Source organism: Chryseobacterium sp. CFS2, assembly GCF_036543225.1.
Classification (GTDB): domain Bacteria; phylum Bacteroidota; class Bacteroidia; order Flavobacteriales; family Weeksellaceae; genus Chryseobacterium; species Chryseobacterium culicis_A.
Window position 1 is genome coordinate 200,934 of sequence record NZ_JAZHQU010000005.1, and the last position, 19,570, is coordinate 220,503.

Here is a 19,570-nt window from a genome sequence, read left to right on the forward strand (position 1 = left end):
TTTTTATTTTACATCTTGCATTAATTTTTTCACGTACGGAGATATCAAAATTAATACCACTCCGGCAATTATCGCATATAATCCCAATTGTTTATATCCATCAGTATAAGTGATCAATTCATCATAGTTGGTAGAACCTTCTTTTGAAGTGGCAAGACTGGCTCCGATAATCCCCGCAACATACTGTCCGTAAGCTGAAGCAAGAAACCACATTCCCATCATCATCCCCTGAAGATTTTTGGTAGAAAGCTTTGTCATGATGGATAATCCGATAGGAGAGAGACATAATTCCCCGAGAGTAATGATTAATAAGGCCAGAGTGAAGAAATTCAATGAAGTAATTCCCTGAAGGTCTGCAAATAAACGGGTAGCAAATAAGACATAATATCCTAATCCCAGGAAAATGAATCCTAATCCGAATTTGATAATGGTGTTGGGTTCAATTTTTCTTTTATTCAACCAGATCCAAAGAAGTCCGATTATTGGGGCAAGGAATATAATGAAGAATGCACCACCTGAGTTATTCACACCATTTGGGTCTAACCCGAAAAGATCTTTGTTCAGGTTCTTAGCCGCAAAAATACTTAAAGAACCTCCACTTTGTTCATAGATTCCCCAGAAGATGATGGAGAATATAATGAAAACCAATGCTGCCCAAAGTTTTTTACGCTCGGAAGCTGTTACTTTAGACATTTCATAGAATAAATAGATTAAAGTCAATGGCCCGATTGTCCACATAAAATAATCCGTGTATTCTGTTTTGGCAACCATGGTCATAATAATGGGTACAAAAACCAATGACAAAACATATACTCCATATTCTTTCCATTTTGGTATGGGAGCTGTTTTTTCTTCTGCTAAAGGATGTCCCGGCTGTAGACCAATAGTTCCCAGTGTTCTTTGGGTGAATACAAAGTTAATCAGGCTTATTACCATTACTATTGAAGCCAATCCAAAAGCAATATGCCATCTCATCTCTTCTGGGATAATATTACTTAGAAATTCTCCTTTTCCAATAGCAATACATAGATAACCTCCCAGTAAAGCACCTAGGTTAATACCTGCATAGAAGAGTGAAAATCCTGCATCGGCTCTTGAATCATTAGGTTTGTAAAGTTGTCCTACCATAGATGAAATATTAGGTTTGAAGAAACCTGTACCTACTACGGTAAATGCTATTCCTAAGAAAAAGAATTTGTGTGGATCAGTAGCAAGGATTAAACTCCCTACGATCATCAGGAGACCACCCCAGAACAGGGATTTTCGGAATCCTAAAATTTTATCGGCAAAAAGACCACCTATAAAAGTAAAGGCATATACGAAAGCCTGGGTGGCACCGTATTGAAGGTTGGCTTCTTTTTCATGGAAATTAAGTTGGGAGATCATAAAGAAAACCAACATTCCACGCATTCCGTAGAAACAGAAACGTTCCCACATTTCAGAGAAAAACAGACTCCAGATTTGTCTGGGATACTTTCCTTTGAAATTTTGTATTTCATCTAAAGTTAAGCTCATAATGATATATGATTAAGTTCTAATTAAGGGTTTTTATCTTTCTGATCCAGTTCAAAACGGATTCTGTCCTGGTCAATAATTTGTTTTAATTCTTCTTCTTTTGGGAGGTACAGCAGGTATTTGCTGGCAAATAAATTGTTTTTATCATTCAAAATGGAATATTTTACAATAGTTTCATCCTTTTCTGAACATAATAAAATTCCGATGGTTGGGTTATCTCCTTCACCGCGTTTTAGATCATCATACATTCTTACATACATATCAATCTGCCCGATATCCTGATGAGAAAGTTCTCCGGTTTTTAAATCAATTATGACAAAGCATTTTAAGATGTAATTGTAGAAAACAAGATCAATGTAGAAGTCCGATGTATCTGTTGAGATATGTTGTTGCCTGGCTACAAAAGCGAACCCTTTCCCGAATTCCAATAAAAACTTCTGGATATGGTCAATAATGGCTGTTTCAATTTCTTTTTCAGAGAATTGTTCATCAGCTTTTAACCCAAGAAATTCAAAAATATAAGGATCTTTTAAAACACTGTGAATACTTTCCGAAGAAGACTTTTTATGTTCTAAAACCCTTTCGTAAGCTAGCGAATTGATTTGTCTTTTGAGATCTCTTACGTTCCAGTTATTTTGTACGGATTCATTTAGATAATAATGTCTTTTGTCTTTATTATCCTGACTTGAAAGTAATCTGTAATGTGACCAGCTCAATTGTTGAGACAATGTGTCAACAATTGGAAATGCAGTGTAAAACTTTCGCATATTGGATAAGTTGGTATAATCAAACCCTTTTCCAAATTCTAAGGTAAGCTTCTGAGAAAGTTTTTTCAGCGTATATTTTCCATATTCTGCACGTTCTTTTCCCTGTTGTTCATCTTCAACAATAAGTTTTCCAATTTGCCAGTAGGTAAGCAGTAAAGTAGAATTCGCTATTCGAAAAACTTTTTCGCGCGACTGTCTAATGATTTCCTTTACGGATTGGAATAAAGAATCTTCGGAAATTTCCATCGTACGAAAATAAAAAAAACCTCTGACTTAGCAGAGGTTTTATTCATATTTTGTTAATGCAGTTAGTTTACACCATGCATCATTTTCTTTAAGATAGGTGAAATTAAACCTAAGATGACAGAAGCAATACCACAAAGTACTACGAATACCATGAAGAATTCAAATAAGTTGTGGATTTCAAATCCTACAAACGTAGGGTTGTGTAATGGAAGCTGAGCCTTATCAAAAGCCGCTACCTGATCTGCAGTTAAAGTCACTTTTTTATCTAGTACATCCTGAAGATTTACTCCTATTTCTTCTGCTTTTTTAAATTTATCACCTGTTGCAGGGATAAGTGCTCCCAATGAACCTGCCAATGCATAACCAGCAGCGTTAGAAATGAAGAAAACACCATATAATAATGAAGCAAATCTTTTCGGAGCAAGCTTACCTACTAGTGATAAACCGATTGGAGAAAGACAAAGCTCACCACAAGTCTGAATGAAATAAAGTAACATTAACCATTTGATTGCTAATAAACCTGAGTTTCCAAGATCCTTTACATTGTGTGCAATGATGAAATAAGAAAGAGCGATCAATGCTAATCCCATTGCTTGTTTGAAAGGAGATACCGGCTCTTTTCCTTTTGCTCTCAGTTTATCCCAACATAAACTGAAAGGAACTGCTAAAAGAACTACGAAAATTCCGTTGAAGATCTGAACCATTGAAGGAGGCATATTCCATCCGAAAATGTTTCTGTCTGTTTGGTTGTCTGCAATAAATGTTAATGAAGATCCTGCCTGTTCAAATGCTGCCCAGAAGAAAATAATAAAGAATGATACGATATAGATTACCCAGATTCTTTGTCTTTCAATTTTATTTTCTGCAGAAGACATAATCAGGAAGGCAAGGGAAATACCTGCGGAATAGATAAAAGGATAAATAATTCCTTTGATCATTTGACCCATTTCCACTGAGTTAAACCCAAGTTCTCCTACAAGTAAATATCTAAATACAAAGAATAGAACAACAAATATAGCTACCGTAATTCCTAAGAATGTACCAGAGAATTTTGCTGTTTGCGTTTCTCCTTCTTCGAAATCTGCACTTGTATTATTTTTAGGTAATCCTCCTATAGGTCTTCCTTCCGGAGTTACTACATATTTGTTTTTAAGAATAAAGAATGTTATCGTTCCGATTACCATGGCAATAGAAGCCGCCAAGAATCCCCATTTGAAAGCAAAAATATCTCTTACTCCAGTGGTCGCATCTTTTACGTCTCCTACGTATGGACAGATGAACTGACCTAAGAACGCCCCAATGTTAATCCCCATATAGAAAATGGTGAAAGCAGAATCCAGTTTAGATTTTTCCTGCTTTGGATAAAGGCTTCCTACCATTGAGGAAATATTCGGTTTGAAGAATCCATTACCGAAAATAATAACGAATAATGCCAGCCACATAATAAGTTTGGCACTTCCGATATCTGCGGAGAAAGTAGAGGCACTGATGAATAATAGGAACTGACCAATCGCCATTAATGATCCACCAATGATGATGGCATATCTGTTTCCGATGTATTTATCAGCAATAAATCCTCCCAAAAGAGGGGTTAGATAACATAAAGCTAGAAATCCACCATAGATGATCGCTGCATCGGCTTCTTTTATTAATAAGGAATTTACCATGAAGAGCGTCAAAAGAGCTCTCATTCCATAAAAGTTGAAACGCTCCCACATTTCTGTTCCGAAAAGAACCCATAATCCTTTAGGATGCCTGGAATTCTTATTCTCTACAAATTCATCCGGCTTCGGACTCAATGCTTCAATATTATCCATTTCTATTGTTAATTTTTGTTAAGACTGACAAATATAGTTTATTTTGGGTTTTTGGCAAGGTTTTAATTTTATTTTTAAATAAAAAAGCTGCGGAAGGATTCCGCAGCTTACTTATCTTTATAATAATAAGGATTTTAATGCCCTTTTTCAGTCATAATTTTATTCAGTCTTTTTAACATAGAAAGACCTAAAAGTGTAGCAAATATTAACAAGGCAAAGTTAACAAGGAAATAATTCGTTTTGTTTTCATAATTATACCATGTACTTGCCAGGATACCTGAAAGTTTATTTCCCACAGAGTTAGCCAGGAAGAATCCTCCCATCATCAATGCGGTAATCCTTGCAGGAGAAAGTTTAGAGACAAAAGAAAGTCCCATTGGAGATAAACATAGTTCCCCGATAGTAATTACTCCATAACTGGCAACAAGCCATAATGGTGAAACTTTTACAGATCCATTTTCTCCGGCCATCACCGCTAAAACCATTACCAGACAGGAAAGACCGGAAATAAATAATCCTAAAACAATCTTGGTAGGCGTTAAAGGTTCTTTTCCTTTTCTTCTCAATAATGCCCAGAATCCTACGATAACAGGCGTAAGAGCAATAACCCAGAATGGATTGATAGACTGGAATAATTCTGTATTGTATAAATATACTTTGTTTTCAGGGTTTTTCTCAAGGGCAGCACGCTGTTCCGGGGATATATTTTTAAAATAAACATCTTTTCCCATTTCCTTTTTAGTTTCCCCGTTGTCGTCTTTCTGAGAACGGAACTGGTTGTCATAAACAGGGGTTTCTTTGTCCTCATAACTTTTCCCTTCTACCATATAGATTCCTTCTAATGGCTTTTCAAGAGAGGCAGGAACACTTCTGTCTGTATAATAATTTGCCCATCTTGTCAAAGCTGTTCCGTTTTGTTTGAAAACAGCCCAGAAGAACATACTGATAAGAAATACAGAAAGTAAAGCTCCAATAGGTGCTTTTTCGTCCGGTTTAGCTTTGAAATAAAGAGATGCGTAGAAGTAGATTACAGGGACACATGCGAAAATAAAGGCATCTGTACTGTCGCTTCCAAAAATATTATTAGGAATAAACCAACCTATTGCTCCGGCAACGATAGCAGGAACGAAAACTTTAAGCATAATTTCAGAAAGCTTCGTATCTCCTTCCTGTACAGGTTTCATCTGAGCAGCGTGGATATAATGCTTTCTTCCTATGGTGAAAATAACCATACCGATAAGCATTCCTACACCCGCAGTGATGAAAGCTTCACCCCAACCGAATTTATTACGCATAAAAGCGGCAATAATATTACAGATAAATGCTCCGATATTGATTCCCATATAGAAAATATTATATCCGGAGTCCTTGTTAGCTTTATAAGGTTCTTCAGAATAAAGATTTCCTAATAGGGTTGAAATAGTGGGTTTAAAGAACCCGTTTCCTATTATAATTAATGCCAGAGAAGTATAAAATAAAGGTAAATCTTTAAAAACACCCATTCCTATATATCCTGCAGCCATTAAAAAACCTCCAAGATAAATAGATTTAATATATCCTAATACCCTGTCTGCCAGGAATCCTCCAATGAAGGGTGTAAGATAGGTTAAGGCAATATACGTTCCGAAAATGTCATCAGCAGTTTTATCCGGAAGTCCAAGTCCACCTTTCATGCCCGTAGGCTCAATAACATACAGAACAAAGATTCCAAGAATCAGGTAATACCCGAAACGCTCCCACATTTCTGTAAAAAAGAGATAGGGCAGCCCTTTAGGATGTTTAGTCTTCATATTTTCAATTTTCAAATTCCTCAAAAATAAGTTTTTAATTTCAATTGATAAAATAAATAATACTTGCCCTAAATGATTAATGAAATAAATATAAAATTGCTTTGACTGAAATAATAAGTTTTTTTAAATTGACCCAATTAAACTATGAAAAAGCTATTATTTTTATTACTGGGAACGTTTATTTGTTTTTCACAGAGTAACAGATTTATTTATGAAGTCACTTCTAAGAAGGATTCTGCTTCTCAAAACTTGATGAAAGAAAATTTTAATCTTGACACTACGCCCGATGATATTGCCTATTACAATAGGTTCTATTATATCAATGATTCATTATTTGCTGCCAAAAATCAATACGGATATAAAGGCTATAAGCTGACTTCGTTTCTGATAAAGAAAAATAACAGCAATGAATATCAGAACTATGAATATATAGGAGATGTGAATTTTTATAAAATCAACGAAAAGTCAGAGCAGAACTGGAAAATCTCAGACAGTACCAAAACATTTGGAGGCTATCAGGTTCAAAAAGCAACCACTCAATTTGGAGGAAGAAACTGGGTAGCATGGTTTTCCAAAGATATTCCTATTCCTTACGGACCTTATAAGTTTAATGGTCTGCCCGGACTTATTATGGAGCTGTATGATGGAAAAAAGGACTATTACTTTAAAGTTATTAAAAGTGAAAAAATCCAAGATTCCTATAAACGGGTTTCATTAGAAAATTCTATTTCCAGAGCAATCTCTGTTAATCAGGCTAAACTGGATAAATTGAAGTTAGAATTATATGATAGTCCTTTTAAATATATATTGAATGGAAGACTTGTTTTAACTGAAGGGAAAAAATTAGAACTTGAAGACGGTACTATTCTCACCAAAGAACAGTTGAAACCAGCTGAAGCTAACGAAAGAAAAAAAATAAAGGCTTTTAATAATCCAATAGAGTTGGATAAGGTTGTAAAATATCCTTAATAAAAATCCCTTTCAAAATATTTTGAAAGGGATTTTTATTATTTTACTTTTTTGGGAGCCATTGGAGGAGGTGGCCCCTCTTTAATCTCTACCGTTGCTGTTTTTGCTTTTTCTGATTTTACAATGCCATTCACAAAATTTTCCATTTCGTTTTTATTGGCATCAAACTGATTGGCATAAGTATGAGTGGATATGCTGCAATAACCTCCGCTGGTAAGATAAAGATTTGCAATATATTCAAAATCCAATCCTTTAACATTGGCACTGTATTCTAAATGAAGTACCTTGATTCCGTTAACGGTTCTATACTCAGATTTTTTTAATTTAAAATAATCTGAATTTCTTTGGATAATAGGAAGCAGAATATCTTTCAGATTCTTTAGGGTCTGGATAGGCATAATTTCACTTCCAAACAGTGCATACACAGTAGAATTTGAAGTGTTATTAAACGCATATTCTACAAAGGTTGAATTTTCCGGAGCTTTTACAACTTTCCATTTTTTAGGATCATAATAAAAACCTCCATCAACATTTTTACTTTTTACCAGAAAAGTAGACTCTTTTGTTTTTTCGAATAATTCTTCATTGGTTGTAATCGTTTCGAGAATCTTTTCGTCACTTTCGTTTACAAATTTCCAGGTCTTATTATCTAAAAGAACAACTTCTTTTCCATCCTCTGTTAATGCCTTTATTTGAGACTGAACAGAAAGAGAAAACAGAATACAGGCGGATAAAATAATTTTTCTCATTGTGAATATTATAAATTATTCAGAATAAAATCTGTCATTTTCTGATACAACTGAGGTCTTGTCTGTCCACCATTAATTCCGTGGTTTTTATCTGGATAAGCCATGAAATCAAACTGTTTTTTGTTTTGAATCAAAGCTTCAGAGAACTGAATAGAGTTTTGGAAGTGAACATTGTCATCAGCCGTTCCGTGAATTAATAAGAATTTTCCTTTCAATAGGTTTGCGTATTCTGTAGGAGAGTTTTTATCATATCCATCAGGGTTTTCCTGAGGTGTTCTCATAAATCTTTCGGTGTATACAGAGTCATAATATCTCCAGTTGGTTACCGGTGCTACTGCGATTCCCACTTTGAAAACATGGGCACCTTTAGTCATGGCTAAACTGGTCATATACCCTCCAAAGCTCCATCCGAACATTCCGATTCTGCTTTTATCAACATAAGATTGGTTTCCGAACCACTTTGCTGCAGTGATCTGATCCTCAATCTCATATTTCCCTAAGTTCATATAGGTTACTTTCTTGTATTTAGCTCCTTTATATCCGGTTCCACGTCCGTCTACACAAGCTACAATATATCCTTTTTGTACAAGATGGTTGAACCACATTGCATTTCCGTTGTCCCATGAATTGGCAACCTGCTGAGATCCCGGTCCGGAATATTGGAACATAAATAAAGGATACTTCTTATTGGGATCAAAGTTTTTAGGCTTCATAATCCAGGCATTCATCTGATCGCCTACAGCATTTGGAATGGTGATGAATTCTTTTTCAACAAAATTATCGGTCTTTAGCTTCTGTAACTGATCATTGTTGTTCTGAAGTTCTTTTACCGTTTTCCCGTTACCGTCTTTTAAAACATATGTATAAGGTTTTGCTGCTGTAGAAGAGGTTTCGATGAAATAATTATAGTTCTTGCTGAAATTGGCAGAATTATTTCCTTCCGCATTGGAGATCAGCTGAGTTTTTCCGTTTTCGATATTCACTTTGGAAATCACTTTATTAATGCTCCCTTTTTCAGTAGTCTGAATGTAAATTTCTTTAGATTTAGGATTAAATCCATAATAATCGGTTACTTCCCAGTTTCCTTTTGTGATCTGCTTTTTGAGCTTACCATCCTTGTCATACCAGTAAAGGTGACGGTTTCCATCTCTTTCAGATGACCAAAGGAAAGAATCATCTTCAAGGAATTCCAATGTTGGGCTGTCTGTATCAATCCATTTATCATCAGTTTCAGTGAATAATTTCTGAACAGCTCCTGTTTTGGTATTTACTTTTAAAATATCTGAAGCATTCTGGATTCTTTCAGAAGTAATTAAAACAATTTCATCTGGTTTTGTGGTCTGGAATACATTCGGGATGTAATAATTTTTAAAAGAACCTAAGTTCAGCTGCATTGTTTTTCCATTGTCAAGACGGTAGAGCTGTGCTGAAACCACAGAATTCTTTTCACCTGCTTTCGGGTATTTATAACGCATTTCAGCCGGATAAAGAGTTTTTCCATAGATGGGAATGTAGATTTCCGGAACCTGGCTTTCATCAGATTTTACAAATACGATGGCATCAGAATTCTTTGTCCACTCATATTGTTTTGCATGTCCGAATTCTTCTTCATACACCCAATCAGCCAAACCATTCAGGATAGAGTTTTTCTTACCATCTGTAGTAATCTGTGTAATTTTTCCTGAACTAAGATCCTGATAGAAAAGATTATTGTCAACAATAAAAGCTACTTTCGTAGCGTCTGGCGAAAATGTTGGTTCCTGAACCGGTTTTCCTTCATTCAAACTGATTGTTTTCCCGGATTTTAAATCTTTTACCTCAAATTTTCCAAGAAAAGAATGCCTGTAAATAGGCTGACTTCCAACCTGTAAAAGAATTTTAGATTCATCATCAGAAAAAATATAGCTTTCAAATCTTCCGTCCACAAGGTTTCCTTCTTTTTGTGAGGTTTTGTAAGAATATTTTGCAATTCCTGACGGTTCAATGACAAGATAGTTCTCTCCGTTTTTCATGGAAGTGATTCCTGCGATCCCTTTTCCACGGTAGTATCCTGAATATATTTTATCTAAAGTGATTTCCTGTGCTGATACATTTTGAAATACCGCAGCTACAGTAAGAGTTAAGAGTAGTTTTTTCATTTCTAGCATTAATGGATTTCAAAGATAATAATTTTATTAAAATGTGTAAAAAAGCTTTTCAAATAAGCCTTTTGGCAAAAAAATTGAATATCATTACTTATAATCAAATCAAATCAAATAATAATTATGGAAACGAATGCATACAACCAGAAACTGAACCGTTATGTATTAAACGACCAGATTGTTTATACAGGTTTTTCCAGCTTTACTGACGCTGAAGAATGCGCTCGTAAAAAAGGCGGAACATTGGTGGAAGTGGTGTTTAAAGACGGAAATGATAATCCCGAAATTACAGATGAGGCGGGGTTGATAGAGAAAAAAATTCATTACTATGTGTATGCAGGCGATGAGTATAAATTTATCCATTCCTCAGATCCGGGATTTAGAAAATATGCAGATGAGCTGCAGAAAATAAAAGCAAGAAATGATAAAACCAGTCCGGATGAACGTTATTTTGCCAATTTTGAAATTGAAAATATAGAAGACCCGATTATTGTGATCAAGAATGATCATTTTGAATCGGTAACATCAAGAGAGCGTTCAAAATATTTGAAACATGCCTGCGTTTATGAATTAGGGGTATCCCTGCCAAAATCTTAAAAAAATCTGATCATGAGCAAGACTAAATATTCAGAAAAAGCTCAGGACAAAGTAGGAAAAGTGATGCACGAATTCAAGGAAGGAAAACTGAAATCTTCTTCCGGAAAGAAAGTGACAAACAGAAAACAAGCTATTGCTATAGGCATTTCTGAAGCAAAAGAAGAAGGTTTAAAGGTACCTCCAAAGAAAAAAAGTAAATAAACTTCAATAAAAGAGCCTGGAAATTTTTTCCGGGCATTTTTATTGAAAAGTGAAATCATAAACCTATAAAATTGCTAATTAAATAGATGAACCTCCAGATCGAATCTATGCTTTTTGTTAGTGTGTTTTAATGTATTGTTTTTAAAGCCAGTGAATTATGTTTATTGACGTATATATGATGTATGTCTTTACCATTGAGTTTATCCTTTTTTATTGCAAATTCGTATTACTTATTTTTTTTTTACTTAAAAACCAGAGTAATCATTAGTGTATACTATAAAAATTGTCCATTGCCTATATAATAAAGATGCCTCCATTGGTCCGAATTTTTAACGGGATAGAGGCTTTAAAAAACAAATTCCATATGTTCAAAATTTTAAGATCCATATTATTCATTATATCAATTTGCAATTGCATAGCGGTAAACGGTGGAAGTTTCCATAAAGAAAATCCCAGACCTAAAAAAAGCGTGAGATCCGGTATAAAGCAAAAAAGACCTAATATCTTATTTATTCCTATTGATGATTTAAGACCTGAAACGGGCTCTTATGGGAATACGGTGATTAAAACACCTAATATGGACAAACTTGCGGCAAGAGGAGTTGTTTTTAAAAGAACATATTGCCAGCAGGCAGTATGTAATCCGTCAAGAGCCAGTCTTCTAACTGGTTTGAGGCCTGACTCTGTTCGTGTGTGGGATCTTCAGACAGATTTGAGGAAAAACCTGCCAGATGTAGTAACGCTTCCGCAGATCTTTAAGAATAATGGTTATTATACGGTGGGTATCGGAAAAACCTTTCATAATATTTTTCCTGATGAGAAGTCGTGGAATGAAGATCTTCATGTAGACGGATATCCTTTTGATCCGGATGCAGTGTATCTGCTGGAGAAAAACAAGATGATTCAGAAGGAAAAAGAACTTAGTCTTCAGAAAAGCGGAAGAGGCAAGCCGGATGTCTATGGTTTTGTCTATACAAAGGCTAATTCCGTTGAAATGGCAGATGTTGATGATGATGCTTATTATGATGGTGCACAAACAATTATGGCTATTAAAAAACTTAAAGAATTAAAAGAAAAAAATCAGCCTTTCTTTTTTTCAGTAGGATATTATCGTCCGCATTTACCATTTAACGCTCCAAAAAAATACTGGGATTTATATAACAGAAACGACATTCCTCTTGCTAAAAATCAATTCATGCCCGAGAATGCTCCGGAATTTGCCGTACATGGTGATGCGGAATTAAGAACTTATAATGATCGGTCTGATTTACCTTTACCTTGGGAAGAACCTTATGATATTAAAAAGCAGCGGGAGCTACTTCATGCGTATTATGCATCTGTATCTTATATAGACGCTCAGATAGGAAGATTGTTAAAAACACTGGATGAATTAGGGTTGAGTGAAAATACCATTATTGTATTGTGGGGAGATCATGGCTGGAAACTGGGAGAGCATAACGGTTGGTGCAAGCAGAGCAACTATGAGATTGATACCAGAGTGCCGCTTATTATCAGTGGAGCAGGAGTAAAGGCAAAAGGAAAAACAAGCAATGCTCTCACAGAGTTTGTTGATATTTATCCTACCTTATGTGATATGGCAGGTATTAAAATTCCTGAATATCTTCAGGGAAGCAGCATGAAGCCTTTGCTTACTAACCCTGCACATACGTGGAAGACAGCTGCCTACAGTCAATTTTTATTAGGGAGGTTTGGAGCAAAAAAAGAAGGGCAAAATGTAGAAAGAATGGGATATGCCATCAGGACAGACCGATACCGTTACGTGGAATGGTTTGAATGGGACAAGGAAGCCGAGAAGCCAGGAAACTATCTTGCAAGAGAGCTTTATGATCATAAAAAAGATCCTGATGAAAATGTCAATATAGCTGAAGAAGTTTCTTCTAAAAAACTGGTAAACCAGCTTTCTCTTCAGTTGAAAAAAGGGTGGCGGTATAGCAAGCCCAAGTTTTAAAATCTAAAATAAACAGATAAATAATGTTCTCTGTAATAAAGATGATGATATGCACAAGTGCATTAAGTGTTGTATGTACCTGTAATAAAGCTAGAATCTCAAAACCGCCGAAAGAAAAACCAGGGCATACCTGCATGAATATACCCGCGCGGTTGAGAACTACGGACTCATCTTCAATTAGTTTTAGTGGGGATACTTCTCTGGAAGGAATGATATTGATTCCGGGAGGTGAATTTGATATGGGAGGTGATAACAGCCAGGCTGATCCAGATGAATTTCCTAAACATAGAGTAAAAGTTTCTCCGTTTTATATGGATATAACAGAAGTGACAAATGCACAGTTCCGTAAATTTGTAGATGCTACAGGCTATATCACAACTGCAGAACGTAAACCCAATTGGGACGAATTAAAAAAAAATCTGCCTGAGGGTACTCCGAAACCTCCGGATAGCTTATTGGTAGCTGCTTCATTAGTATTTAAACCTACAAATAAACCTGTGAATCTGAATGATTTCAGCCAATGGTGGAAATGGGTAAAAGGAGCTGACTGGAAGTATCCGCAAGGGCCGGCCAGCAATATTGAAGGAAAAGACAACTATCCTGTAGTGCATATAAGCTGGGATGATGCACAGGCTTATTGTAAATGGTCCGGTAAACGTTTGCCTACAGAAGCAGAATGGGAATTTGCAGCACGGGGTGGATTAAAAAATAATATTTACCCATGGGGAAATGAATCCATCAATACAGGAGTTCCTAAAGCGAACAGTTGGGAAGGAAAATTTCCTTACCTTAATGAAAAGAAAGACGGATATATTACCCTTGCGCCTGTACAATCATTTAAAGCCAACGGATATGGTCTGTATGATATGGCCGGAAATGTTTGGGAATGGTGCAGCGATTTATACAACTACGATTACTATAAAAAGCTGGAAGGCAGACTGGTTCTAAATCCTCAGGGTGCCGACAGGTCTTATGACCCTCAGGAACCGTATAGTGTAAAACGAAGCCTGCGTGGAGGAAGCTTTTTATGTAATGATAGCTATTGCAGTGGATACAGGGTTGCCCGACGTATGAAAAGCAGTCCTGATACAAGTCTTGAACATACCGGATTCAGGTGTGTTCAAGACATTATTAATTAATTCTATTTCTGATTATTATAGAGAATTCGGTAATATTCATCAGCCATCCTGTCGCTGTTGAAATGATCTTTTACATCATTCATAGCATTGTACTGGATTTTTCTCCATTGATCAGGGTGGTCATAATAGGTGGGAAGAATTTCGTTTTCAAGGATTTCATATAAGGTGTTCAAATCATAATTATCCTGTTCGTAGATGCTCATATTCTGATAATCGGCTTTTGGAACAACGAAAGAGTTTTCTCCATGTTTGGCAAATTCCGGAATCCAGCCGTCATCTGTGGATAAGTTGATTGAACCGTTCATAGCAGCCGTCATCCCTGAAGTTCCTGAAGCTTCCCTTGGAACTCTTGGGTTATTAAGCCATACATCAGAACCTTGTTTTAAAGATTTACTTAAAGACAGTTCATAGCCTGTAAGAACGGCAATGTTTTTATGATATTTACTTTCTTCAACCAAGGTATTGAAGGTAGAAATTGCGGAGTAATCCATTGGGTAAGGCTTTCCTGCCCAGATGATTTGTACCGGATATTTTGGATGGTTCAGAAGTTTGTAGAATCTTTCTTTGTCATGTAAAAGAAGCTCTGCTCTTTTATAACCCGCAAATCTTCTGGCCCAGACCATGGTAAAAACATTAGGATTAAATAAATTACCTGTTTGATCGGCAACAATACTAAACAGTTTTTTCTTTAAATACTTTTTACGGTAATCAAAAACAGTGGTATCATTCTCGTCTTTTGCATTGTAAAGAGGTTTGTCTGCCCAGTATTTAAATTCCTGAGCGTTGGTAATTGACGTGATTTCGCAGATTCCCTGATATTTACTCCACATCGCCCTGGAAACTACACCGTGAAGCTGGGAAACTCCATTGGCGATTCTTGCCATTCTCAATGCACAAAGAGAATGATTAAAACGGTCATCATCAGAACCCTCAATCTTTTTTACCTCTTCCATACTGTAGCCTGAAAAATAGGACATATCATAACATAATCTGAAACTATGTTTTTCATTTCCTGCTTCTTCAGGTGTGTGCGTTGTAAAAACGAGTTTTTCTTTAACTTTATTAAGATCTCCGTTGTATTTTTTTAGAAGATAGAATGCCGCCGGAAGTCCATGCGCCTCATTAAGATGGTAAACTTCCCTTTCAATATTCATTTCGTCCAGTAACTTGGCGCCTCCTTTTCCGAGTAAAATATATTGTGCAAGTTTTGTAGATTCATTGGCATCATACAACTTGTGACAGATTGTTTTGGAAACGTGATCATTTTCCGGAACATCTGTGGAAAGAAAAAACATAGGTGCTGTATTGAAAATTTCAGGATCAAGGTACCATACCTTTACCCAAACCGGAGCACTGTGGATTTCGATTTGAAATTTTATTCCGGTGTCTTCAAGAAAACTGTACATTTTTCTCGTCCATACAGGTTGTAAGGTCTGATCATGATTTCTTGCCTGGTCATAATAACCGAACTTCCATAGGATACCGATTCCAATAAGATCCTGCTTAAGGTTATAGGCACTTCGCATGTGAGATCCTGCCAGAAAGCCCAGCCCTCCCGAATATATTTTCAGTACCTGCTCAAGAGCAAATTCCATTGAGAAATAGACGGTTTTTTTGGAATATTGAGGATTGATAGTGTAGGGTATTTTGAAATTCCTAAAATCCATAAATGTGCGTTTGTGTTAGAAAAGGCAAAGGTATACATTATGAAAATAAACTTTACATTAATTAATCGATAAATTAATTTAAAAACTAAATATCGGATTGTTTTTTTGCTTACCTTTAAGAGTGTAAATTTTTGATTATCAAAAACTTTTAATGATGAAAGCCCAGGGCTGCATGTGTTCTTTAATTAAATAAAAAAATCACACATGAAAAAGACGTTTTCTGAAGAAGATCTGATAAAGAATCTGAGTTTATATTACCTGAACCGGCATTTGAAAAAAAAGCCCATAGAGAAGTATCACCGTACCATAGACGAATCTCCGCTGCATGACCGTGAAAAGTACAGAAAGAAATCTGAGATTCTTCTTCTTAATTCTTTTATGCATCACTTCCCCGAAGTTAAATTTGAAAATCTTACCTGTGAGAGTCCAGACTTTATCGCAAAACTCAACGACAAAAAAATTGGAATAGAACTGACTGAAGTAATCAATCATCTGGAAATGAAGAAAGTGGAAAGTACTCTGAATAAAATGTTCCGTCAGGCAGAAATAATATTAGAACAGGAAGACACTACGAAATATCGTGGTGTTTATTTTTTAGAATTCCACCCGGAAACGAAATTTGATACCCTGGAAGTACAGCAGGAAAATATCATCAGTATTTATAAGACCATCAAAAAAAACAAACCGGTAGGCTGTATAAAAAGTGTAAGAAAATCTTTTCATCGCAGAAATGTATTCATTACCCACGAATACAGTATGAATCTGTTTGATGAACTCTGTTCGGAAAAAATTCTGGAACTCATTGAAAAGAAGAATGAAAAGTTTCCTTATTATGATACTTCTGTAGATGAATGCTGGCTGGTTATTGTTTCGGATATGAATTCTATTGCTTCAAGATATACTTTCATTCAGGATAAAGAACATTTGAAAGAAGTAAAAAGTCCTTTCCATAAAATATTTCATCTGGAAAATCTCTGCGGAAATATTACTAGTATAAAATAAAGCTGATATTTTATTGTGTTTGGTTATTTTACTCTTTAATTTGAGATAATGTGAATAATTTCAAATTATTTAATGTTTTAATTTGTAATAGTTTAAAATTATTTAGATTTTATTGTTTTTAATTAAAATAAGATTATATTTGATGTGCATTGAATATCAATACGATGTATAACTGATGTAACCATAAAAACATTAAATCTATGAGAAAACTTTTACTTTTCATACTTCTATGTCTCTCTCATACTTTCTATGCTCAGGCCGATTGTGCTACCGCACTTTCTGTTTGCGGAAACTCAAATATCACTTATAGTCCTACAGGATATGGTAATATAAAAGAATTGGTCAATTCGGGAAGCTGTATAGACTTTACTGGAGAGCACAACTCTATTTGGTATAAAATTACAATCGCCACAGGAGGAACTCTTACTTTTGATCTTGTTCCCAATAATCCGGATGCCGATTATGACTGGGCAATTTTTGGTCCTAATGTAACCTGCGGAAGTTTGGGGTCACCCATACGTTGTAATGCTGCAACGGTTATCGGGCCTGGGCCTGCTACAGGATTGAACATGACAAGTACGCTTTTAAGTGCTGCCGGAGGTTCTTTAACTCCGTATTGCAAATATCTTGATGTTTTACCAGGACAAACTTATTATTTGTTTATTGACAACTGGGTAAGCAGTACAAGTTCTACCACAGCTCCGTTTTCTTTGACATGGGGCGGAACTGCAACGCTGGCTTCACCATTTACAGATCCGGCTATACAGACTCAGCCTTTTAATCCTCCCGGAATTCCGGCTGCAAATCCTGCAGACCCAAGAGAAGTGGTGATATGTTCTACAACAGCTTTATTTGATTTTTCTACATTGTCCCCAGGAATTCTTAATGGAAATCAAAACTTTGGGGTAAGCTATCACCTGAGCCAGAATGATGCTCTTACAGGGAATAACCCTATTACAGCTCCTATCACGGTAAATACAACCACTGTCTATTATTACAGTATCAATTATACCGATCCCACCAATGCAACTAATCCTCTTAATAAATGCAAACAGGTCGGAACATTCAAATTCAAAGATGGATCTATTACCGCTAAAAATGCAACATTAACTCAGTGTAACAATAATAATGCGGGCACAGCTTTATTTGATTTAACCACCGCAGACGTTATTGCAAACCCGAATGTTACTAAGAAATATTATCCCACAATGGCGGATCTCAATGCCGGAACCAATGAGATTACCACTCCAATGGCATTTGTATCTGCAGAAGGAATTATTTATGTGAAAGTAACCTCTGAGTTTGGATGTACTGCAGTAGCACAGATTACCTTGAAGTTTTATCCGGTTGTAGTTGTGAATGAGACCACTTTGAGATCATGCTTCATCGAAGCCAGCCCGTCTACAGCTTCTTTTAATCTGGTCAATGCTTCAGTAACTGGTCAAACTAATCCTACAAAAAAATATTATCCTTCACTCACTGATGCTGTTAGCCAGACCAATGAAATTCTGAATGCCAATAATTACATTGCACCTAATGGATTTGTATATGTGAGAGTTTCTAATGCTCAGGGATGCTATAATGTGGCGAAGGTGACTTTAGTGGTTATTCCCCCTGTCTATTCTGATAAACTTAAAGATGTGACTATTTGTGCAGAAGATCAGACAACTCTGGATGCAGGACCTGGATTTAAAAGTTACGAGTGGAGTACAGGAGCCACTACCCAAACAATTAAAGCCGGAATAGGAACCTATTGGGTGAAACTTAAAACAGGAGAATGTGTTACAACACAAACAGTAAAAGTACTTCCTTCCGAACAGCCGGTTGTTTCCGGTATTGATATTTCGAATAATACAATCACAGTATCTGTAATAGGAGGAACTCCAGCTTACCAATATTCAATAGATAATATTATCTGGCAGGATTCCAATGTGTTCAATAATCTTTCAAGAGGAGATCATAAAGTCTATGTAAAAGATTCCTATGACTGTGATCCGATAGAGATAGGAATTGTAGTCCCTAATTTGATTAATGTGATTACCCCGAATGCCGATGGAATAAATGATGTAATTGATTATTCTGCATTGGCCAACAAACAAAATCTGATCATGAATGTTTTTGACCGATATGGAAATAAAATATTCCAGGCAGACAGATCAAATGGCTATAAGTGGGACGGCACCCAGGGCGGAAGAAGAGTTCCTACCGGAACCTATTGGTATTCTATTACTTGGAATGAAAATGATAAAAAGAATACCGCCATTAAATTTACCGGTTGGGTATTGGTGAAAAACAGAGAATAACAATAAATTTTATACATAGATAAAACCACTTCATTTGAAGTGGTTTTTATTTTTGAAAGTTATTAAATTAGATAGCAAAATAGAAAAAATGAAAGACCTCTTTGTAAAACGTTTTGAATACTATAAATCTCTTGGTGATAAGACATTCGTTCAGTTGACAGATGAGCAGATGTTCTGGCAGTACAATGAAGAAAGTAATTCTATTGCCATCATCGTGAAACATCTTGCCGGAAATATGCTGTCAAGATGGACAAATTTCCTGACTGAAGATGGAGAGAAATCCTGGCGTAACCGCGATGGAGAATTTGTCAATACCTTTACTACTAAAGAACAGGTTCTGGATTTTTGGGAACAGGGCTGGAAATGCTTTTTTGATGCTCTTGAGAAAATAAATGAGGATAATCTTTATGCAATAACCTATATCAGAGGAGAAGCACATCCGGTGATTGATGCTGTCCTTCGTCAATTGGCTCATTATCCTTACCATATCGGGCAGATTGTTTATATTGCTAAAATGATAAAAAATGAAGACTGGAGCACACTGTCTATTGCCCGGAATCGGTCTCAAGAGTTTAATACAGAAATGAAAACCCAATTTTCAAATCATGATACGGAAGCCAATTCTTCCCCCGTCTGTTTTCAAAACAGCCCTGAAGTAAGGGATGAATATAAACAATAGATTGAATCAATCTTGGATT

General features: G+C 35.9%; 15 protein-coding genes. 8 read left to right on the forward strand and 7 right to left on the reverse strand.

What is annotated here, in order from left to right:
- Positions 1 to 3 precede the first annotated feature (3 nt).
- From ODR02_RS13715 to ODR02_RS13730, 4 genes are all read right to left on the reverse strand, one after another.
- Complete coding sequence (locus ODR02_RS13715) at positions 4 to 1,515, reverse strand: peptide MFS transporter (RefSeq protein ID WP_209785885.1); 1,512 nt, start codon at positions 1,513 to 1,515, stop codon at positions 4 to 6.
- 23 nt (positions 1,516 to 1,538) lie between these two features.
- Complete coding sequence (locus ODR02_RS13720; RefSeq protein ID WP_209785884.1) at positions 1,539 to 2,528, reverse strand: PDDEXK nuclease domain-containing protein; 990 nt, start codon at positions 2,526 to 2,528, stop codon at positions 1,539 to 1,541.
- Positions 2,529 to 2,590: 62 nt separating this feature from the next.
- Positions 2,591 to 4,345, reverse strand: a complete 1,755-nt coding sequence (locus ODR02_RS13725; protein WP_209785883.1) for a peptide MFS transporter — start codon at positions 4,343 to 4,345, stop codon at positions 2,591 to 2,593.
- 134 nt (positions 4,346 to 4,479) lie between these two features.
- Complete coding sequence (locus ODR02_RS13730; RefSeq protein ID WP_105684241.1) at positions 4,480 to 6,135, reverse strand: peptide MFS transporter; 1,656 nt, start codon at positions 6,133 to 6,135, stop codon at positions 4,480 to 4,482.
- Between the two features lie 144 nt (positions 6,136 to 6,279).
- Here ODR02_RS13730 and ODR02_RS13735 point away from each other — a divergent pair, with 144 nt between their 5' ends.
- Entirely contained in the window at positions 6,280 to 7,104 is an 825-nt protein-coding gene (locus ODR02_RS13735; protein ID WP_309513066.1) for a GLPGLI family protein, read from the forward strand.
- Positions 7,105 to 7,142: 38 nt separating this feature from the next.
- On the opposite strand, the gene ODR02_RS13740 is transcribed toward ODR02_RS13735, so the two are convergent.
- Positions 7,143 to 7,853 (reverse strand): hypothetical protein, encoded by a 711-nt coding sequence (locus ODR02_RS13740; RefSeq protein WP_309513065.1) that lies wholly within the window; start codon positions 7,851 to 7,853, stop codon positions 7,143 to 7,145.
- An 8-nt stretch (positions 7,854 to 7,861) separates the two neighbouring features.
- Positions 7,862 to 9,991, reverse strand: coding sequence for a S9 family peptidase (locus ODR02_RS13745; protein ID WP_309513064.1), 2,130 nt, complete (start codon positions 9,989 to 9,991; stop codon positions 7,862 to 7,864).
- Positions 9,992 to 10,117: 126 nt separating this feature from the next.
- Between ODR02_RS13745 and ODR02_RS13750 the strand changes: the two genes are divergently transcribed.
- From ODR02_RS13750 to ODR02_RS13765, 4 genes are all read left to right on the forward strand, one after another.
- Positions 10,118 to 10,591 carry a hypothetical protein gene (locus ODR02_RS13750; RefSeq protein WP_209785879.1) on the forward strand — a complete coding sequence of 158 codons (474 nt, stop codon included), beginning with the start codon at positions 10,118 to 10,120 and terminating at the stop codon, positions 10,589 to 10,591.
- A 12-nt stretch (positions 10,592 to 10,603) separates the two neighbouring features.
- Positions 10,604 to 10,792, forward strand: a complete 189-nt coding sequence (locus ODR02_RS13755) for a DUF6496 domain-containing protein (RefSeq protein WP_209785878.1) — start codon at positions 10,604 to 10,606, stop codon at positions 10,790 to 10,792.
- Between the two features lie 364 nt (positions 10,793 to 11,156).
- On the forward strand, positions 11,157 to 12,761 hold the full coding sequence (locus ODR02_RS13760; protein ID WP_309513063.1) for a sulfatase: 1,605 nt from the start codon (positions 11,157 to 11,159) through the stop codon (positions 12,759 to 12,761).
- A 134-nt stretch (positions 12,762 to 12,895) separates the two neighbouring features.
- Positions 12,896 to 13,900: a formylglycine-generating enzyme family protein gene (locus ODR02_RS13765; protein ID WP_309513062.1), complete on the forward strand. Its 1,005-nt coding sequence runs from the start codon at positions 12,896 to 12,898 to the stop codon at positions 13,898 to 13,900.
- 2 nt (positions 13,901 to 13,902) lie between these two features.
- Here ODR02_RS13765 and glgP read toward each other — a convergent pair whose 3' ends face one another.
- Positions 13,903 to 15,567, reverse strand: coding sequence for an alpha-glucan family phosphorylase (gene glgP, locus ODR02_RS13770; protein ID WP_309513061.1), 1,665 nt, complete (start codon positions 15,565 to 15,567; stop codon positions 13,903 to 13,905).
- A gap of 204 nt (positions 15,568 to 15,771) precedes the next feature.
- On the opposite strand from glgP, the gene ODR02_RS13775 reads away from it, so the two are divergent.
- The 3 genes from ODR02_RS13775 to ODR02_RS13785 all read left to right on the forward strand — a co-directional run bounded on the left by ODR02_RS13775 (position 15,772) and on the right by ODR02_RS13785 (position 19,551).
- A complete protein-coding gene (locus ODR02_RS13775; protein WP_105684235.1) occupies positions 15,772 to 16,569 on the forward strand; it encodes a hypothetical protein in 798 nt (265 codons plus the stop codon).
- Positions 16,570 to 16,769: 200 nt separating this feature from the next.
- Complete coding sequence (locus tag ODR02_RS13780) at positions 16,770 to 18,872, forward strand: T9SS type B sorting domain-containing protein (protein ID WP_309513060.1); 2,103 nt, start codon at positions 16,770 to 16,772, stop codon at positions 18,870 to 18,872.
- 88 nt (positions 18,873 to 18,960) lie between these two features.
- Positions 18,961 to 19,551, forward strand: a complete 591-nt coding sequence (locus ODR02_RS13785; RefSeq protein ID WP_309513059.1) for a DUF1572 family protein — start codon at positions 18,961 to 18,963, stop codon at positions 19,549 to 19,551.
- Positions 19,552 to 19,570: the final 19 nt, after the last annotated feature.

Excerpts from the sequence above, each read along its gene's own strand:
- ODR02_RS13715 (WP_209785885.1), bottom strand. The coding sequence starts at position 1,515 with ATGAGCTTAACTTTAGATGAAATACAAAATTTCAAAGGAAAGTATCCC.
- ODR02_RS13720 (WP_209785884.1), bottom strand. The coding sequence starts at position 2,528 with ATGGAAATTTCCGAAGATTCTTTATTCCAATCCGTAAAGGAAATCATT.
- ODR02_RS13725 (WP_209785883.1), bottom strand. The coding sequence starts at position 4,345 with ATGGATAATATTGAAGCATTGAGTCCGAAGCCGGATGAATTTGTAGAG.
- ODR02_RS13730 (WP_105684241.1), bottom strand. The coding sequence starts at position 6,135 with ATGAAGACTAAACATCCTAAAGGGCTGCCCTATCTCTTTTTTACAGAA.
- ODR02_RS13735 (WP_309513066.1), top strand. The coding sequence starts at position 6,280 with ATGAAAAAGCTATTATTTTTATTACTGGGAACGTTTATTTGTTTTTCA.
- ODR02_RS13740 (WP_309513065.1), bottom strand. The coding sequence starts at position 7,853 with ATGAGAAAAATTATTTTATCCGCCTGTATTCTGTTTTCTCTTTCTGTT.
- ODR02_RS13745 (WP_309513064.1), bottom strand. The coding sequence starts at position 9,991 with ATGAAAAAACTACTCTTAACTCTTACTGTAGCTGCGGTATTTCAAAAT.
- ODR02_RS13750 (WP_209785879.1), top strand. The coding sequence starts at position 10,118 with ATGGAAACGAATGCATACAACCAGAAACTGAACCGTTATGTATTAAAC.
- ODR02_RS13755 (WP_209785878.1), top strand. The coding sequence starts at position 10,604 with ATGAGCAAGACTAAATATTCAGAAAAAGCTCAGGACAAAGTAGGAAAA.
- ODR02_RS13760 (WP_309513063.1), top strand. The coding sequence starts at position 11,157 with ATGTTCAAAATTTTAAGATCCATATTATTCATTATATCAATTTGCAAT.
- ODR02_RS13765 (WP_309513062.1), top strand. The coding sequence starts at position 12,896 with ATGAATATACCCGCGCGGTTGAGAACTACGGACTCATCTTCAATTAGT.
- glgP (WP_309513061.1), bottom strand. The coding sequence starts at position 15,567 with ATGGATTTTAGGAATTTCAAAATACCCTACACTATCAATCCTCAATAT.
- ODR02_RS13775 (WP_105684235.1), top strand. The coding sequence starts at position 15,772 with ATGAAAAAGACGTTTTCTGAAGAAGATCTGATAAAGAATCTGAGTTTA.
- ODR02_RS13780 (WP_309513060.1), top strand. The coding sequence starts at position 16,770 with ATGAGAAAACTTTTACTTTTCATACTTCTATGTCTCTCTCATACTTTC.
- ODR02_RS13785 (WP_309513059.1), top strand. The coding sequence starts at position 18,961 with ATGAAAGACCTCTTTGTAAAACGTTTTGAATACTATAAATCTCTTGGT.